Genomic DNA, 18176 nt, shown 5'->3' on the forward strand with positions numbered 1-18176 from the left:
CGCCATGGATCTTTCACTCGTTGAACGCGAAAACACCCTGCTCGGCCAGGACTTCCTGACCTGGCTCTGGTTCAAGACCGACCAGGACGCCGTGCTCTTCAAGCTTGAGGACAACCGGACCTTCACCCTGCACATGGAGCAGAAGCTGTCTGTCCAGGGCGGCGAGGGCGAGACCAAGGCCACGGCCACGGTATCCAGCCCGGCCGGTGAACTGTCCGAGGCCAAGACCGGCCTGCGCACCGGCAAGAAGGTCAACAAGGCCCAGTTGCTCTTCGCCATGGACCAGGACGAATGGCTGGTCACGGTCAGCGCCACGGACTTCGGCCTGTCCGGCCTGAAGACCCCGAAGATCAGCACCAAGGACGACGAGGGCGATGACCCGGACGCCAAATTCCTGGAAAAGATGTTCCTGCTGGAGCGCTGCCTGGAGATGTTCGACGTGGTCTTCACCCAGTTCCTCAACCTCCGCCTGAGCAAGGACTGGGCCGAGGAATCCGCCCGGGTCAAACTCTGGATCAACGGCTAGCATCATGTCTGAAACCCTGCGTATCGCCTGCTTCGGCGACAGTCTGACCGAAGGGTACGGCCTGGCCCGGCAGGAGGCCCTGCCCGCCATCCTGCAGCGTGAGCTGTACGAGCGGGGCGTGAACGCCCACTGCCTCAATTTCGGCGTGTCCGGCGACACCTCCGAGGACGGCCTGGACCGGCTGGACGATGTCCTTGAGGCGGAACCCGACGGCGTACTCCTGGCCTTCGGGGCCAACGACTGTTTCCTGGACGACCCGGTGGACGAGGTGGCCGCACGGCTGTCCGCCCTGATCGAGGCCTTCCGCGACCGGAATATCCCGGTCCTGCTGGCGGGCGTCAACGCCGGGCTCAACCCGAACCCGTCCTACCGTACGCGCTTCGAGGCGATCTTCCCGGCTTTGGCCGAACGGTATGGGATTCCCCTGTTCCCGGACCTCCTCGCCCCGTACCAGGGCGACCCTTCCCTGACCCTGCTGGACGAGCTACATCCCAATGAGGCCGGGGTGGAGGCCATGGGCCGCGCCCTGCTCCCCCTGGTCGAGGAACTGGCGCGCGGGCTTACGCCCTAGGCGGCTTTCCCGCCCCTTCTGCGTCCGTCCCTCCATTGCCCTCGCCTTCGAGAAACTTCTTCTTTATCCGGTGGACCACTATGGCCACGGCCACACCGGCCACGGCCAGGGCGATGACCGCGCCCACCGGGACACGGCCGCGCACGCCCGAGGAAAGCAGGTGCCCGCCCGAGGCCAGGAAGACGGTCTCGGGCAGCATGGAGGCCCAGGTAAGCAGCGCATACGGCAGGGAGCGAACCTCGGTGATGCCGAGCAGGTAACTCGTCACCGGAAAGGGCAGGACCGGGATGATCCGGCTCAGGGAGATGAGATGCAGGGGGTGGACGCGGCTCAGGGAGAGCATGCGCCGGTATACGGGATGGTGGGCGAACCGGGTGCGCAGCCGTTCGCGTACGCCGTAGCGGGCCAGGAGGAAGGCCATCACCGCGCCGATGGTCATGCCCGCCGAGGCATAGGCCGCCCCGAGTTTCCAGCCGAAGAGGGCTCCGGCCGCCACAGTGAAGAGCACCTGGGGCACCAGGAGCATGGTCATCAGCGCGTTGACCGCGATGAAGACCACCGGGGCGAGGCTGCCCTGGTCGGCCACGAAGTCGGTGACGCGGGACATGTACCGTTCCCCCCAGTGCTCCATGGCCAGGGAGACCAGACCGAGCAGCCCCAAGACCACCGCGAACTTGATGATCATCGGCCAGGGCAGGGACGTTTTTTTCCCGTGTTGTTCCATGTGTCGCGTCCTCCAGTGGGGTGCGGCCGGACCGGGTCTTGTGCTCGGTCGAGGAATGCCATAGCGTAACGCCGGGTCCCGGCCCCCATCCTTTTACGGGGTTATCGGCGGAAAATGAAGGCGGAATTGAAGAGGGAAACCAAAGGACGACAATGCGCTACAAATTGCAGATGATGGATACGGATTTCGGGGTGGGCATGTTCGCCGCACTGCCGGACGTGAACCTGAGCCACAACGAGATGATGGATCACCTCCGCGAACACCCCTTCGACGACTACATGCATGAGTTCGTGCTCCAGGGATTCAAGGAGTTCCGCCCGCGCAAGCTGGAGAAGATGATCAAGGACGCCATGCTCGACCAGGGCAAGTCCGACCCGGCAGGCACCGCGATCATGTATGAGGCGTGCATCTGCCACCAGCGGCTGAACCGGCTCCTGCCCCTGTTCGACGGCCTGGACCCCAAAGACCTCCTGGCCTTCACTCCGGCCATCCACATCCGCTCCCGCCTGCTCGAAGACCAGCCCCTGCACCACGCATGGACCCGCGTCTTCGGCCGGAACATCTTCACCCTGGCCCCACTGCCCGCGCCTGCGGATGCGCCCGAACCGCTCTTCGGCAACGAGGAGCCGGCCGCGCCCGAACCGGTGAGCGCCGCCGAGGTGCGCGCCGGACTGGACGGCGAGCTGCCCCCGCCCCTGCCGCGCAGGCCCCTCAAGGAGACCATCGAGACCGCCCTGCCCGCCCTGGGCAAGGCCGACGCCTTCATGGGCCCGCCCATGGAGCACAGGGCCTCCCTGTCGCCCAACGCCCGGCTGCGCCACTGGTCGGTGAAGACGCGCACGGTCAACGGCAACCTGTCCAACTCCCTGAACGGGTTGCAGACCTGCTACGGCCGCGGGCTGACCAAGGAGCGCGCCGACGCCTCCTACGCCATGGAGATGGTCGAACGCTTTTCCTCCTACGCCAGCTTCGGCCCCAAGGGCGTGCTCGGCTACGCCCGCGACTACCCGCTGACCCTGGCGGCTTACGGCGAACTGGACGTCCCGGCGGTGAACCCGGCGGACATCCGCCTGGAAGTGCCCTACGCGGGCCAGCGGCTCCACTGGCTGGAGGGCCACAATCCGGACGGCGAGCCCGTCCTGGTCCCGGCCCAGTTCGTGTTCCTGTTCTGCAACCTGGACGAGCCGTCCCTGTTCAGCGCACTCGGCTCCACCGGCCTGGCCTCGGGCAACACCCTGTTCGAGGCCAAGGCGGCCGCCCTGACCGAGGTCATCGAGCGGGACTCGGACGCGACGCAGCTCTTCGACCCCGCACGGTGCTTCCGCGTGGAAAGTTCCGATCCCGAGATCGGCCCGCTGCTCGAAAAATACCGCGAGGACGGCATCGACGTCTGGTTCATGGACATGACCACCGAGCTGGGCGTGCCCTGCTACAAGTCCGTGGTGCTGGGCAGGCACGGCGACGTGAACAAGGGCGGCGGCTGCTCCCTGAGCGGCAAATCCGCCCTGGTCTCGGCCATGACCGAGACGGCCTACCCCTATCCCGGCCCCAAGAGCGGCCCGGCCCCGGAAGGGTTGCCCGTGCGCAGGCTCGAAGACCTGCCCGACCTGTCCACGGGTAGCGCAGAGGGAGACGTGATGGTGCTGGAAAGGACGCTCGCGGCCAACGGCTACCGGCCCGCCTACGTGGACCTGACCCGACGGGACCTGAACATCCCGGTGGTCCGGGCCCTGGTCCCCGGCCTGGAGCTGATCTCCGACTTCGACCAGTATTCGCGGGTCAGCCCGAGGCTGTACCGGAACTACCTCAAAGCGTTCGCGTGACCTTGGCTTGGCGGCGCCGCTTGCGCGGGCCCTTGGTGCCTATGGTCCGGTAGAACACCTCCAGGGCGCCCGCCCCGCCGAAGAGCACGGCCAGAACCCAGGCCGTGGACGGATTGTCGCTGACGCTCTGCCAGACCATGGTGCCGAAGGCGACGGTGCAGGTCAGCACGCCCAAGGCGGACAGGACCCGGCCCGCGCCCCAACTGTCCTCGTCCCGAAAGTTGGCCGCATTGACCACGGCGAACACCGACAGGAAGCCCGCACTGCCCAGGGTGGAGATGGCCGAAAGGTCAGCCACGTTGGCCAGGATCAGGGCGAGTACGGTGGTAACCACCAGCCCCTCGGCGGGCGCGCCCCACATCTGCCGCTCCAGCTGGACGGGTAGTTCCCCTTCCTTGGCGATGGTGTAGCACAGCCTCGACGATCCGTAGAGCGTGGCGTTGATGGCGGAGAAGGTGGACAGCAGCGCGGCCACGGCGATGAGCGTGAACCCGGTCTGACCCAGGAACGGCTTGGCCGCCTCGGCCAGGGCGTAGTCCCGGGCGTTGACGATGTCGCCCAGCGGCAGGTTGCCCACCACCACGATGGCTATGGCCACGTAGAGCAGGACCACGAACCCCACGGAAATGTAAAAGGCCAGCGGCAGGTTGCGGTCGGGCTTGCGGATGTCCGCCCCGGTGTTGGCGATGAGCTCGAACCCCTCGTAGGCCACGAAGATGATCATGCCCCCGGCCACCAGCGGGAGCATGGGCACCCAGGTGTCCGTGGCCAGCCGTGCGGGCTCCACCCCCTTGACGCCCACGGCCAGAAAAAAGAGCAGGATGGTGATCTTGATGACCACCACATAGGTCTCTGCCTTGCCCACCACCTTGGCGCTGGCCAGGTTCAGTACGGCGGGCACGGCGATGGCCAGGGAGATGAGCCCATGGAGCACCAGCGGGCCGCCGTTCTTGGGAAAGAAGACCGCCCCGTACGAACCGAAGGCATGGGCGTACAGGGCAAGCATGACCACGTAGGAGAACCATAGCAACACGTTCAGTGCGCCCACGTGCATGGAGTTGCCGAAGACCCGGTCCAGGAAAACCACGGTGCCGCCCGGCCCGGCATAGCGCACGGACAGCCGCGCATAGGACGCGGCGGTGATCAGGGCCACCAGCCCGGCCACGGCAAAGGCCACGGGCGTGCCGCCCTTGGCCAGCTCTACGCTCAAGCCCAGCACGGCGAAGATGCCGCCCCCGACCATGCCGCCCACCCCGATGGAGACGGCTCCCCACAGACCCATTTTATTATCTTTCGAAACCATAACTCGCCTTGTTCACTTATGCAGGCCGGAACCCGGCCCTTCGAATCGGACATCCCACCCGTCGGAACCCGGCGAGTGCCCGACAGGATAGCTCAATCCTCCAGAAGAATAAAGCGAACCGCCACCCCGCCCGCCCACTCCCCGGAAACCGGCCAAAACCATTGACTCCCCGCCGAGTTGCACGATACTGAAACACACCCCAAGCCCGGGTGGTGGAATTGGTAGACACCAGGGACTTAAAATCCCTTGGAGCTTGCTCCGTGCGGGTTCAAATCCCGCCCCGGGTACCAAAAAGGACCGGCTCGCAGCCTCATGCCGCGAGCCGGTTTTACTTTTCTTGCCGGAAAACTCCCTACAACTGCACGGTGTTCAACACCACAGACATGGCCTTGAACCAGAATTCCACTTCGTCGCCGGGCTTGAGGGCCAGATCCTGGGCACTTTGGGCGGAGATGAGGGAACAGACGTCGGTGCCGTCCGGGAGGCGGCCCAGGACTTCGGCCAGGACCGGGGTTTCGGTGACCCGGAGGATTTCGGCCTCAAGGCGGTTGCGGGCGCTGCCGGAGACGCATTCGGCCCGGCGCAGGACGTTGACCAGCGGGGCCTTGACCGTGGCGACCACCGGGCTGCCCACCTGAATTTTGAGGTTGCGCAGGGAGTCCATGGTGATGACCGAACTGATCTTGATGTTCGAGCGCGTCTCCAGGACCACCTGGGCCATGACCGGGTCCGTGTCCACGTGGACCACGTGGCCCAGGAAGGAGTTTCGCGCCGAGGTGCGCTTGCGCATGGCCTCGTGGGCGGTGCGCACGATGGACTGCACGTCGCCCGGTGAAAACTGCTGGAAGTTGGCGGTCAGGTCCAGCGAGGACTGGCCCAGGACCTCTTTAACGATGGTAATGGGCACACCGCTGCGGAGCATCTCCACGGCCCTGGTGTTGCGCAGGGACTTGGGGCAGACCAGGTCCTTGGCCAGGCCGCATTCATTGCCCCGCTCATAGCAGATGCGCCGGAAATAGCCGGGATCCACGCGGAAAAGTTCCCCGCGCAGGCCGTAGCCCATGGGACTCTCCTGGAAGGCGGCCAGTTCGGTGTAGAATTCCTCGGGCAACGGGACCTCGCGGATGCGGTCCTCGCGTCCCAGGCGCACGAACGGCCCGTTCGCGTCAAAGGCCTCGGTGTCATCCAGGGAGAGGATCTCGCCCAACCGAGCCCCGGTGTGGCGGACGAGCAGGAAGAGCAGCCATAGCCGGGTCCGGGCCCGGACGCTGTCCATGCGCCTGGCCGCATCCTTCCACGAACGGAAGGCTTCTTCGAACGCGCACATCTGCGACGGCTCCAGATAGCTCACCTGGTCCGAGACACTGAAAAACTCGCGGGGGCACACCTTGCCCGAACGCTTTATCTCTTGCATGAAAGGCCCACCTGCGAGGTTATCACGTTTTTATCCATTCGCGTGACTTGGTTGCGACATAACAGCACAGAACATAGGAGATTTAGTGACGGGACACAACCCGTTCGAAAAGCGCACACCCAGCCGCGCCCCGGCGCGGAGAACCAAGGAGAACCCCATGCGTTTCATGCGAATCTGCACCCTCATGCTCAGCCTGTTCCTCGCCCTGCCTGCGAGCGCCTGGGCGGACGGCAACGTCGTCCTGGCCGCCGGCGCCGGGTACAAAAAAATGGTCAACGCCCTCAACGCGGCCTATGGGAAGAAAACCGGCCAAACCCTGGATCTGATCTACGGCAACATGGGCCGCGTGACCACCTTGGCCAAAGAGAGCGGCAAGGTGGACATCGTCCTGGGCGACCAGCAATTCCTGCTCAAGCGCGCGGCCCTGCCCGTGACCGAGAAGACCGAACTCGGCCGGGGCAAGCTGGTCCTGGCCTTTGCCAAGGGGTCCCAATTCTCCAAGGCGGCCGACCTGGACAACCCCGAGGCCGGGCGCATCGCCATGCCGGACACGAGCAAGGCCATCTACGGCAAGGCGGCCCGCGAATACCTGACCAAGACCGGCAGGCTGCCGGGCATCAAGCCCCGCCTGGTGGAAGTGGCCACAGTGCCCCAGGTCTTCTCTTACCTGGCCACCAACGAGGTGGACATGGGCTTCATCAACTTGACCCACGCCCTGAACGTCAAGGACAAGCTGGGCGGCTACGTGGTTCTGGACGAAAAGGACTACTCGCCCATCAGCATCATCGCGGCGATACTCGAAAGCGCCCCGAACAAAGACAAGGCGAAGGCGTTCCTCGACTTCGTCAAGACGGACGAAGCCCAGGCCATCGTCAGGGCCAACGGCCTGTAGCACATGGACTTTGTCGGCATATTGTCCCAGCCGGAGACCATCAACCCTCTCCGACTCACTCTGAAGACGCTGGCCGTATCCGGTGTGCTGCACCTGTTCGGCGGCGTGCTCATCGCCTACTACCTGACCTCGGGCAAGGGGGTGCTGCGCTCGGCCGTGGACTTCCTCGTCACCCTGCCGCTGGTCTTTCCGCCCATCGCCACCGGGTTCATCCTGCTCATGCTCCTGGGCAGGGCCGGGTGGCTTGGGCGGTTTGCGCCCATGGACATCGTCTTCAACTTCCCCGGCGTGGTTCTGGCTTCCTTCGTGTCCGGGCTGCCGCTCATGGTCAAGCCGGTGGAGGCAGCGCTCAAGGGCGACGTCAGGCGGCTGGGAGAGATCGCCCAGGTCCTGGGCAAGAGCGACTGGCAGACCTTCTGGCTGGTGCTCCTGCCCAACATCCGGCGCAACGTGACCGCGGGCTGGTTCCTGGCCCTGGGCCGCTCCCTGGGCGAGGTCGGGGTGACGCTCATGCTCGGCGGCAACATCATCGGCAAGACGAACACCCTGTCACTCGAAATCTACAACGCGGTCTTCAGCGGCGAATTCGATCGGGCCATGGTCCTGGCGGTGATCATCGGCCTGTTCTCGCTGACCATCTTCGCCGCTCTGAAGAAACTGTCCGCCGTCTAGGAGACACAATGAAAACCGTTTTTGATACCGTGTGCGACCGAGCCCTCGACCTCTGGACCGAGGAAGGCATTCTCGACGAAACCATCACCGTGACCGCCGCCCCCTTGAGCGTGAAGGAGGCCATCGGCACGCCCGACGGCGACGACTTCCCCATCCAGAAGGGCAAGGAGAAGCTCATGGAGGCCAACTTCCGCGACGCGCGGGGCCAGGCCTTCACCGATCACTACGGCAACTACTCCGGCACCTTGCGCGAAATCGCCTCGCTCTCCCGCGACGACAACTACCACCGGGCCGTGTTCGTCTCGACCATGAACGCCGTGTGCCGCTCTCTGGGGCTGACGGGCAACACGGTCCACTGCCGCGACAAGGGACCCGCCGAGTGCGCCAAGGGCGTGTTCCGCTATATCGAAGAATATTACGGCAAGGGCCGGGTGACCATCATCGGTTTTCAACCCGCCCTGGCCCAGGCCGTGAGCGCGGAGACCGACGTCCGCCTGGTGGACCTGGACCCGGACAACATAGGCCAGACCAAGCGGGGCGTGCTCGTGGAAGGCGGCGAGGCCACGGCCGACGCCATCGACTGGGCCGACATGCTGCTCGTCACCGGTACCACCCTGGCCAACGCGTCCATCGACCTCTTTCTCGCCGGCAAACCCGTGCTTTTCTATGGCACGACCATAGCCGGAGCGGCCAGCCTCATGGGTTGGAACCGCTACTGTCCGCAGAGCAGCTAGGGGGTCTCCTCCATCCCTCCCCGGCTGCGGGGAAAGGGTTCTTGCTTGCCGCGCGAGAACCCTTTCCCGAGGCGGCGGCCCTTCCCGGCCACGCTCCTCGGGCCCGCGCCCTGCCCGCTCCCTCCCAGGCCTTTTCGACGGCCGTTCTTGCCGAAGCAAACAGGAATGTTTATTATCGCTGCATGCAGCAAATTCATCTCCTCCGCCTCCGGCGGTCCATTTCTGCCGCATTGGCATGCGCCCTGCTCCTCATGGCCGTCCCGGCCAAGGCCGACGTGGTGCGCACCGTGTCCACCGAATACTACATGGTGGACGGGACCAAGCCGGCCGCCATCATCATGAACCTCAAGCGCAGCTCTCCCCTGAACGAAGGGAACAAGACGTACCAGGCCAACACGCGCACGGACATCCGGACCACCTACAATATCGAGCAGCGCGGCGACTCCTGTCGGATCACCAACGTCATCGTCTACCTGCACCTGACCTACCTGTACCCGAAGCTCAGGCACAGCGTTGATTTCGAGACCCGCAAGTGGTGGCGAACGTTCTACCGTGATCTTGAAAAACACGAGCTCATCCACGGCGAGATATCCAGCAAGGCGGCCCACAAGCTGAGCGACACCCTGGAAAATCTCAAACCCGGCGACTGCTATAATTTCAAGAGCACCGTAAAGGTCAAGGCCCGCAGGATCATGAACCAGATGAAAAAGGACCAGGTGGCCTACGACGCACTCACCCAACACGGATTCAAGCAACAGAGAAATATGGGGCGCTATCCGTAGGCGGCCTCCGAGGACGATTTTACGGCATAAGAAGAAAGCCGCTGTCGGGTGCTGAAGCACCCGATTCACTCCAAAAAAAAGACCTTCTACTCAGTGTTGAGCCGGAGGCTTTTTTATGTGGTCCCGCCCCGCTAAGCGGATAGAAAAAATTTAGGAAGGATGAGGGGATGGGGGTCCGGGAAGGGGAGAAGGGAACCCTTTTCTCACCGGGGTCCCTTCTCCCCTTCCCCGGCCGATCGCTGCCGTCCTCATCCGTAAGGCTTGAAGACTCGCCAACGGCTGGAGGCCCGGAGGCGAACAAAAAAAGGGCGACGGTGTACCGTCGCCCCTTTTTTATTGGTATCAGGTGCGCCCTATTCCATGGGGGCCGGGTTTTTCATGTCCCAGATGCCGCAGGGGCAGGCGTCGGCGCAGAAGCCGCAGGCGATGCATTTGTCCGGATCGACCACGCGCTCGAAGCCGCCGTCGGGCAGTTCCAGACGCTTGATGGCGTTTTGCGGGCAGAGCGTGTCGCAGATGTAGCAGTCGCGGCAGGAGCCGCAACTGGAACACTCCGCGCCGCACTGGTTGGCGTCGCTGAACTCAATGACGCGCGGATCGAAGTACTCCAGCGTCATGCGGGTGTAATCGATCATGTCGCGGGTATCGGATTGCGGGCGACGGTTGTTGAAGATGTCGTCGATGACCTCGGCGGCGCGTCGGCCGTGGCCGATGGCGTGGGTCAGCAGGCCCGGACGGACGGCGTCGCCGATGGCGAAGACGCGGGAGTCCGTGGTCTGGTAATCGTCGTTGACGACCACGTGGCCGCGGTCCAGGGCGATGGTGTCGGGCAGGAAGTCCACGTCCGGCTGGTCGCCGATGGACATGATGACCGTGTCCGCCTCAAGCAGTTCGCCGGATTGCAGCAGCACGCCCTCGTCGGTGATCTCCTTGGTGAAGCAGGGCCACTTGAAGCGCGCGCCCACGGCCTCGGCCTCCTTGCGTTCCTTGCCGAAGGAGGCGGGTTCCTGGATGTCGATGAGGGTGATGTCTTCGGCGCCCACCGAGGCGGCCATGGTGGCCACGTCGCAGCCCACGTTGCCCGCGCCGATGATGACCAGCTTCTTGCCGATCTTGGCCGTCCCCGCCTTGGCGTCCTTGAGGAAGGTCAGGGCCGGATAGATGCGCTCGTGGCCGGGCACTGGAATAATGCGCGGCTTCTGGGCACCGATGGCCAGGACGACGAAGTCGTATTCCTGCTTGAGCTCCTCGAATTCCTTGGTCTTGAGCTGCTGTTGCAGGTGGACGTGGGGGATGACCTTGGCGGCGCGCTCGACCTCCTTCTCCACGATCTCCTTGGGCACACGGCTGTAGGGAATGGCCGAGGCGATCTTGCCGCCCAGGGTCTTGGCCATGTCGAAGACCACGGCTTCGTGTCCCTTCATGCGGATCTGCCAGGCCACGGAGATGCCGGCCGGGCCGCCGCCGATGACGGCCACGCGCTTGCCGGACAGGGGCGGCAGATCCGGAACCTTGGACTTGTGCCCTTCCCGACCGAGCTTGGTGATGTCCACGGCGGCCATGTGCTGCTGGGTGGACCGGGTACAGCCCTCCATGCACAGGTTGGGGCAGAGATAGCCGCAGACCGTGGCCGGGAACGGCGTGTAGGCCAAGGCCAGGTCCACAGCCTCGTCCACCAGCCCGTCGCGGACGAGCTGCCAGCGCTTCTGCACGGGCATGCCCGTGGGACAACTGGCCTGGCACGGGGCCATGTACTTGCGGTTTTCCCACACGGGCACCTTGCGGCGCAGGTCGCCATGCACCACGAGCGGGATGGGTGAGCGGTCCAGGTCGGTCAGGTCGCCGATGATGCCGCCCTTGCCCAGTTCCGCGTCCCAGGTGTTGACCCGGAAATCGTGCATGGCGCGGCGGACCTTGCCCTTCTTCTCAAAGGGGGTCTTGGCCCGGATGAGCTGCCACTCCTCGCGGCGGGTCAGCCGCTTCAGGAGACGGGACCGCTTAATTTTCTTGAGGAACTCTTCGATATTCTTGGTCAGCCAGGCCCAGATCTCGTCGTCGATGGGCTCCATCATGGCGTCGGCCTGGGAAAAGCCGTCGATGGGACCGCGGACGAAGATGCGGCCGCCGACCATGCCCACGCAGGGGCGGTAGCCGAGCACGTTCTTGGGGTTCTGGGCCTCAACGCCGCAGACCACGGCCGTGCCGCCGGCCATGAACTCGGCGAAGTAGTCGCCCACCGAGCCCAGGACCCACAGCTCGGGCGGGTCGAAGCGGGGGTTGGTCTTGGTCATGGTCATGCCGCGCGAGCCGATGTTGCCCGCAATGAAGACCTTGCCCTGGGCCATGGCGTTGCACACGCCGTTGGAGGCGTTGCCGTTGACTATGACCTCGGCACCCGCGTTGAGCCAGGCCACGTCGTCCGAGGCCGGACCCATGACCTGGATGGTCGTGCCGGGAAAGCCCTTGGAGCCGATGCGCTGGCCGGGGGAGCCGGAGATGGTCACGGAAATGGGCTCGTCCTTGGAAATCCAGAGCCTGCCGCCGATGCCGTGCTGGCCCCAGGCGTCGATCTCCAATCGGCGCGCGCCCTGCCGGACCGCAGCCTGGATGCGTTCCTCCAGGATGCGGGATTCCACGCGGACACCGTTCTCGTGTCCGTCTATGCGCTGTATTTTCTTTGCCATTGTGTACTCCGATATGTCCTGAAGCTTCGATTAGATGACGTACTTGATGTCCAGGCGGTCCGCCGCGTCCTTGTCCGAGATGCCGAGCGCGTCGGACATGCCGACGGGCAGGGACGTGGACCGGCCGAGCGGCGCGATGACCTTGCGCAGTTCCGTGTCGAAGCTCAGGTAGAAGTCGACCACCCTTTCCGCGACCTTTTCGGGGTCGAGGCGGCGGTAGACTCTCGGGTCCTGGGAGGTGATGCCCTTGGGGCAGACGCCGATGTTGCAGACGTTGCAACGGTCCTTTTCGGAGCCGAGGCAGCCCGCGCCGGCCTGCATGACGTACTTGCCGATCTGGACCATGGAGGCACCGAGCATGATCAGGGCCGCAGCGTTGGCGGCCAGGTTGCCGTGCTTGCCGATGCCACCGCCCGCGATGAGCGGGATCTCGTTCTGGGCTCCGGCCACGCACAGGGCCTTGTAGCAGTCGCGCAGGTTGGAGGCGATGGGATGCCCCATGTGGTTCATGGACACGTTGTAGGCCGCGCCCGTGCCGCCATCCTCGCCGTCGATGGCCAGACCGGCCGCATAGGGGTTGCGGACCAGGTTGTTGAGCACAGCCAGCGAAGTGGAGGACGCCGAGATCTTCGGGTAGACCGGCACGCGGAAGCCCCAGGCCATGGACATGGACTGAATCATCTTGGCCACGGCCTCCTCGATGGAGTACTTGGTCTGGTGGGTCGGCGGGCTGGGCAGCGAGACGCCGGACGGCACGCCGCGAATGGCCGCGATGAGCTTGTTGACCTTGTACCACATGAGCAGGCCGCCGTCGCCGGGCTTGGCGCCCTGGCCGTACTTGATCTCGATGGCGCAGGGGTCTTCCTTCATCTCGGGGATGGCGTGGATGATTTCGTCCCAGCCGAAGTAGCCCGAGGCGATCTGCAGGATGACGTACTTGAGGAAACGGGAGCGCAGCAGGCGCGGCGGGCAGCCGCCCTCGCCCGTGCAGATGCGCACCGGCATGTTCATTTCCTCATTGAGGTAGGCCACGCCCATCTGCAACCCTTCCCACATGTTCGGGGAGAGCGCGCCGAAGGACATGCCGCCGATGACCAGGGGATATATCTCCCGGACCGGCGGCTTCCAGCCGTTTTCGCGGAAACACTTGATCTCTGCCTCGGGCGAAAGCACCCGGCCGAGCAGCGTACGTACGTCAAACTCGTGGCGGCCCGCGTCGAGCGCCGGGTCGGTGAGCATGGAGATGCGGATGAACTTGATCTGGTCCAGCAGGGACTCGGAATTGTTCCTGCGGCCGCCGCGCGTCCTGGGCTGGCCGCCCCGGTTGTTCTGGAACTGGAGCGTGGTGGAATCGTACTGGCGGCTCGGCTCGATGGCATTGTTCGGGCAGACCATGTTGCACATGGCGCAACCGATGCAGGCGTAGGCCGGGTCGGTCCGCTGGCGAATGCCGTAGAAGGTGGAGAATTCCGTGGTCGGCTTGGCCGACAACCCCATGGGCGGCTTGACGTCCCGCTTGCGGAACACGCCCAGTTCAATGGCGTTGACCGGACAGACCGAGGTACACCGGCCGCACTTGGTGCAGGTGTTGATGTCCCACTTGATCTGCCAGGGCAGGTCCTTGCGGCTTAAAGTTGCTGGCGTAATGGGTCTTTCTGCGAGCATTGGAGAACCTCCCGGCAATCGGGTCCAACGATCGCCGTGTCGAGATGCATGGGTTGAAAATCCTTGGTCCGGTCACGTTCGGGGATGGCGGCGTTGAGCCCGCAAATCTCGGAGGAGAATCCGTAGATGCCGAGCTCCGGGTTGCCGCCGACCACGCCGGGCCGCAGTTTCTTGCGGTCCTGAGCCATGAACATGGAACCGTCGGGCAGACAGCCGATGATGCAGTTGGGGCCGTCGATGATCAGCTTGCGGCAGGCGCGCTTGAGGTCGGACAGGAACTCCCGGTCCGGGTGGTCGCGCATCTCGTCGTCGTTCATGGGCGTGATGACGTGCTTGTACGAGCTGATGTCCAGACCCAGCCGCTTGGTGGCGTAGTGGGCGATGTGGGTAAACACCTCGGAATCGGACTGGTAGCCCTGATAGCCGGTGACCCCGCGCGACATGAGGTATTCGCGGATGGGCACGAAGGCGGTGTTCTCGCCGTTGGTCATGGTCGAGATGCCCTCGATGAAGAAGGGATGGCAGGCGTACAGGTTGATGGCGTAGTTGGTGTTCTGCCTGCCCTGGGCCAGGATGTGGCGAGCGTAGAGTTCCTCGCGGTCGAGCTTGAGGTACCCGGCGATGGCCAGGGGGTCGCCCACTTCCTTGATCATGATGGTGTCGGGCCAGAACGAGAAGACCATGATGTCGCCCTCGGCCTCTCCCATGGCCCTGAGGTCCAGGCGCATCTGGACCAGATTGCGGTCCGCCTGCTCCCGGGTCATGCCCTTCCACTCGTCGGGAATGCGGAAGGCGATGGAGGCGTAGGTGCCCCGCTTGGGTGTCCCGACCGGCGGCTCGACGTCCGGCTTGAACGTCGCCGAATACTTGGACTGGAATCCGTTCTTCGTCATGTATTCGGACATCCGCGCCAGCCCCGCATCGGTGAAGATGCCGGACAGAATGGGATATTCCTTGAGTTCCTCCCACGGTCCTCCCAGACCGCTTAGGAACAGTCCCACGCCGGAGCCGTCGTGCCCTTCCTTCATGACGTTGAGGGCATCGATGGCGCGCATGGGTGACACCGGGTCACGGCTTGTAAGCGCAAACAAACGGCACATGGTCTCGATTCACTCCACAGTTAAAGGTCCCTCGCCCCGCCGCGAAAAAACGACGGCACGCATGCAGACACCGGACAAAAATCCAATGATTCCAAAAGAACTCAGCACCGCAGGAGCGCATCCGGCAGGGGCAAAAAAGCCTGCGATGCGACCGATAAAACGATCGCGGCAGGCTCTTCGGCTCAGGCGTTTCACAATAATGCAACTTCCAAGGAGCTGTTCACCGTTGCATTGCATAAGGAGTCTATACAAATCCCGGAAGCAGAACCTAAATCAAAACGAGGAAACGTGCAACTGTAACATATTAATAACTTTTGTCAAATTTGTAAATCGCTAAAATCAGGCACGACAAAAGACCCTCTAGCCCCCACGAATGACAGGAGAATCAAATTCTCTCCATCATGGAAGGCCGATTCAAATCAGGCTACAAAATGGTGGGATCAGGGGTGTCAGGCGGCAAAAATATCGGTTTTGATTGCCAATCGTGACGCGGCCGCCAGAAAATCGGCCGGGGAAACCCCATACTGGCGGCAATATTTCTCGATTCGGGCCAGAAGATGAACATGCATGACCATTTCGAACTCCTCGAAGTCGCTCCCATCCCCTTCAACCGATATATTGATCGCTTTCTTCCCTTCGTTCTCGGGTTGCGCGAGCAAAACCTTCTTCTTCGAGGGGTCGGGAAGGAGTTCGCCGCCCTGAAGACGGTCTTCCAGGAACATGGCCAGGGCTTCGTGGGCATTGTCCACGGCCTCGTCCAGGTCCTCGCCGAAGCTGGTGCATTCCGGAAAATCCGGGAAGGTCACGGAAAGACCGTGCTTCTCCTGTTCGAAAAGCGCCACATACTGCATTTGCCGCCTCCTTGGCTGCTGGAAACCGGTGAAAATCCCTATTCGGGTTTGTTTGCCAGGGACGCCATGACCCGCTTGCTCAAGAGCATGTAGACCTCGGCCCCCTCCTGCAGGTGACCGGCCAGGGTCTCGGCCTCCTCGCCCGTGCCGCAGAACAGGTCCATGCGCGTGCCCTGGATGGCCCCGCCCGTGTCCTGGGCCAGAACCAGGGAAAAGAACGGATCGGCCTGGCCGGTGTCGTAGTCCATGAGCGTGGTTTTGAGCGCCACCACGCTGCCCAGCGGGATCATTGCCCGGTCCACGGCCACGCTGACGCGCGGGGTCAGGATGGAGTTGATGGAGCCGAACGGTCCCTCGTCCGCCAGCCGGAAGAAGACGTAGCTCGGGTTGCGGAAGAGGATGTCCTCGGCCACGTCCGGGTGCGCGTTCAGGAACTTGCGGATGCGCTGCATGCTCATCTCTTCCTTGGGAATGTATCCCTCGTCGATGAGCACCCTGCCTATGGAAACGTACTGGCGGCCGTTCTTGCCGCCGTAGAGGATGTGCTTGTAGCTCCCGTCGGGCAGGTCCAGCCTGCCCGATCCCTGGATTTGGAGAAAGAAGACGTCTACCGGGTCGGCGGCCCAGGCGATTTCGTCGCCCGCCCCTTCCAGGGCGCCCAGGCCGTCGATGGCCGAACGGTCGTAATACGGCTCCACCTTGCCCCCGTCCACGCGGTAGACCAGCTTCTGCCCGGCCCAACGCGGATGAAAGGCGCCCAGGTCCACGACCTTGAGGTCATCGGGTACGCCATAGAGCGGATACTTGTAGGTCGCGTCCGGGGTGAGCGAGGCCTTGAGCCACGGCTCGTAGTAACCGGTCAGCAGAGTGCCGGGTTCGAGCTTGAGCCAGGTGAACCGCCTGGCCAACAGGGACGGGTCATGGTCCAGCAGAACAAGCGTGGAGGCCAGTTCGGCCACGGAATCCTTGAGCTGTCCCCAGGTCAGGCGCAGGCCGGGCTGGTTCACGCAGACCGCATCCTGCGGGCGGGTCCGGATGTAGTTCAGACTGGCCTCAATGCCGGGGCGCAGGTCGGCCCAGGAGCACAGGTTCTGCGGTTTGAGGGAAAGGGCCTCGGCCAGATCTTTGGCCACGCTCTCTCCCACCGGCACATAGGTCGGCACCTCGGGCGCGGCAAGCGCCGGGGGGGCCGGAGGTTGCGGGGTCGGCGCGGTGGCCTTGGGAGCGCAACCGGCTGCGAGAAGGAGAAGGAAAAGGACACAACCGAAGAAAGAATTCCTTGAAATCATTGAGCCGCCTCTTCGTGGTCGTCCAGGTCGTCGGCGTATTCCTCAAGGTAGATCTGCAGCATGACCATGACGAAACTCAGGATCAGCGGGCCGTAGAAGATGCCCAGCATGCCGAAGGAATAGATGCCGCCGAGAATGGCGATGAAGATGTAGAAGGTGGAAACGCGCGATGCCTCGCGCATGAAGATGGGTCGCAGGATGGTGTCGATGCCGACTACGAAGATGCCGCACCACAGGGCCAGGAAGATGGCCATCTTCCACTGCCCGGACAGGAACAGGTAGGCCACGGCGGGCACCCAGACAAGGCCGGTGCCGAGCACCGGGATGAGCGAAGACAGGGCCATCATGCCGCCCCAGAAGAAGGCGGGGATGCCGGCCACGGCCAGCCCGATACCGCCGGCGAACCCCTGGAGCACGGCCACCAGCAGGCAGCCCATGAGTACGCCCCTGGCCACCCGCTTCAGGCTGTCGATGATGTAGTCCTCCTGCTTGGGCCTGAGCGGCGAGAGGCGCTTGATGTAGGCGACCATCTTGGTGCCGTCGCGCATGAAGTAGAAGAGGATGAAGACCATGAGCAGGAAATGCATGACCAGCTTGGCCCCGTCACGGGCCAGGGAGGTGCCGAAGGAGAGCATGTTCTGGGCGAACTCCCTGGAGTACTGGAGCACGCCCGCCTGAATCTGGACCTCGTCGATGCGCAGGAACGGCAACTGTTCATGGATCACGGCCGCATACTTGTCGAGCGCCTCCAGACTGAGGAAGGACTTGTAGGTTCCCTGGGCGATCCAGGCGTTCAGGGAGACCAAGGACTCGACGCCCTGGCTGATCAGGGCCATGAACAGGAAGGCCAGGGGCAGGACCAGGGCAAAGACGATGATCCCCACGGTCAGGGCCGAGGCCCAGGTACGCCGCCCCTTGCACAGCTTCAGGGCCCAATTGAAAACCGGGGTGAACAGGACCGCCAGCACGGTGGAGAAGATAATGGTGTGCATGAAGGGCTCGACCAGTGAAAACCCCAGGTACAGGGAAAACAGCAGGAGGAGGATCAGGAACACCTTGTAGATGCCGCCACTGATCAGGGGGGTCGGTCCGTCGAAATCACTCATACTCGTTCAAGCTCCATGGAAGGGAACAGCAGGACTGGAT

At 63.7% G+C, this 18176-nt stretch carries 16 protein-coding genes and 1 tRNA gene; 8 read left to right on the top strand and 9 right to left on the bottom strand.

Annotated elements, in window-relative coordinates; translation table 11 throughout:
- The first annotated feature begins 4 nt into the window (after positions 1-4).
- Both V8V93_RS13625 and V8V93_RS13630 read left to right on the top strand, forming a co-directional pair.
- Positions 5-526, top strand: coding sequence for a hypothetical protein (locus tag V8V93_RS13625; protein WP_338667134.1), 522 nt, complete (start codon positions 5-7; stop codon positions 524-526).
- 4 nt (positions 527-530) lie between these two features.
- Positions 531-1097, top strand: coding sequence for an arylesterase (locus tag V8V93_RS13630; RefSeq protein WP_338667135.1), 567 nt, complete (start codon positions 531-533; stop codon positions 1095-1097).
- Here V8V93_RS13630 and V8V93_RS13635 read toward each other — a convergent pair.
- The gene (locus tag V8V93_RS13635) at positions 1087-1821 is read right to left on the bottom strand and encodes a TVP38/TMEM64 family protein (RefSeq protein WP_338667136.1); all 735 of its coding nucleotides are present in this window, start codon (positions 1819-1821) and stop codon (positions 1087-1089) included. The genes V8V93_RS13630 and V8V93_RS13635 overlap by 11 nt on opposite strands.
- 152 nt (positions 1822-1973) lie before the next feature.
- Here V8V93_RS13635 and V8V93_RS13640 point away from each other — a divergent pair, with 152 nt between their 5' ends.
- Positions 1974-3644, top strand: coding sequence for a YcaO-like family protein (locus tag V8V93_RS13640; protein ID WP_338667137.1), 1671 nt, complete (start codon positions 1974-1976; stop codon positions 3642-3644).
- On the opposite strand, the gene V8V93_RS13645 is transcribed toward V8V93_RS13640, so the two are convergent.
- Positions 3628-4926 (bottom strand): APC family permease, encoded by a 1299-nt coding sequence (locus V8V93_RS13645; RefSeq protein ID WP_338667138.1) that lies wholly within the window; start codon positions 4924-4926, stop codon positions 3628-3630. The genes V8V93_RS13640 and V8V93_RS13645 overlap by 17 nt on opposite strands.
- 224 nt (positions 4927-5150) lie before the next feature.
- On the opposite strand from V8V93_RS13645, the gene V8V93_RS13650 reads away from it, so the two are divergent.
- A tRNA-Leu gene (locus V8V93_RS13650) sits at positions 5151-5237 on the top strand.
- A gap of 62 nt (positions 5238-5299) precedes the next feature.
- Here V8V93_RS13650 and V8V93_RS13655 read toward each other — a convergent pair.
- Positions 5300-6361 carry a TOBE domain-containing protein gene (locus V8V93_RS13655; protein WP_338667139.1) on the bottom strand — a complete coding sequence of 354 codons (1062 nt, stop codon included), beginning with the start codon at positions 6359-6361 and terminating at the stop codon, positions 5300-5302.
- A gap of 157 nt (positions 6362-6518) precedes the next feature.
- Between V8V93_RS13655 and modA the strand changes: the two genes are divergently transcribed.
- The 4 genes from modA (at position 6519) to V8V93_RS13675 (ending at position 9441) form a co-directional block, all read left to right on the top strand.
- Positions 6519-7253: a molybdate ABC transporter substrate-binding protein gene (gene modA, locus V8V93_RS13660; protein ID WP_338667140.1), complete on the top strand. Its 735-nt coding sequence runs from the start codon at positions 6519-6521 to the stop codon at positions 7251-7253.
- Positions 7254-7256: 3 nt separating this feature from the next.
- Positions 7257-7925: a molybdate ABC transporter permease subunit gene (locus V8V93_RS13665; protein ID WP_338667141.1), complete on the top strand. Its 669-nt coding sequence runs from the start codon at positions 7257-7259 to the stop codon at positions 7923-7925.
- 8 nt (positions 7926-7933) lie between these two features.
- A complete protein-coding gene (locus V8V93_RS13670; protein WP_338667142.1) occupies positions 7934-8659 on the top strand; it encodes a Rossmann-like domain-containing protein in 726 nt (241 codons plus the stop codon).
- A gap of 182 nt (positions 8660-8841) precedes the next feature.
- The gene (locus V8V93_RS13675; RefSeq protein WP_338667143.1) at positions 8842-9441 is read left to right on the top strand and encodes a DUF922 domain-containing Zn-dependent protease; all 600 of its coding nucleotides are present in this window, start codon (positions 8842-8844) and stop codon (positions 9439-9441) included.
- Positions 9442-9794: 353 nt separating this feature from the next.
- On the opposite strand, the gene V8V93_RS13680 is transcribed toward V8V93_RS13675, so the two are convergent.
- From V8V93_RS13680 to V8V93_RS13705, 6 genes are all read right to left on the bottom strand, one after another.
- Positions 9795-12125 carry an FAD-dependent oxidoreductase gene (locus tag V8V93_RS13680; protein WP_338667144.1) on the bottom strand — a complete coding sequence of 777 codons (2331 nt, stop codon included), beginning with the start codon at positions 12123-12125 and terminating at the stop codon, positions 9795-9797.
- A gap of 30 nt (positions 12126-12155) precedes the next feature.
- Entirely contained in the window at positions 12156-13790 is a 1635-nt protein-coding gene (locus V8V93_RS13685; RefSeq protein ID WP_338667145.1) for a glutamate synthase-related protein, read from the bottom strand.
- Complete coding sequence (locus tag V8V93_RS13690; protein WP_338667146.1) at positions 13754-14890, bottom strand: glutamate synthase; 1137 nt, start codon at positions 14888-14890, stop codon at positions 13754-13756. The genes V8V93_RS13685 and V8V93_RS13690 overlap by 37 nt, the downstream gene beginning before the upstream one ends.
- Positions 14891-15339: 449 nt before the next feature.
- Positions 15340-15696 carry a type II toxin-antitoxin system HicB family antitoxin gene (locus V8V93_RS13695; RefSeq protein ID WP_338667147.1) on the bottom strand — a complete coding sequence of 119 codons (357 nt, stop codon included), beginning with the start codon at positions 15694-15696 and terminating at the stop codon, positions 15340-15342.
- Positions 15697-15779: 83 nt separating this feature from the next.
- A complete protein-coding gene (locus V8V93_RS13700; protein ID WP_338667148.1) occupies positions 15780-16874 on the bottom strand; it encodes a murein transglycosylase A in 1095 nt (364 codons plus the stop codon).
- A gap of 152 nt (positions 16875-17026) precedes the next feature.
- Complete coding sequence (locus tag V8V93_RS13705; protein ID WP_338667149.1) at positions 17027-18136, bottom strand: AI-2E family transporter; 1110 nt, start codon at positions 18134-18136, stop codon at positions 17027-17029.
- Positions 18137-18176: the final 40 nt, after the last annotated feature.

It is taken from the genome of Pseudodesulfovibrio sp. 5S69, from assembly GCF_037094465.1.
In the GTDB taxonomy this organism is placed as follows: Bacteria; Desulfobacterota; Desulfovibrionia; order Desulfovibrionales; family Desulfovibrionaceae; genus Pseudodesulfovibrio; species Pseudodesulfovibrio methanolicus.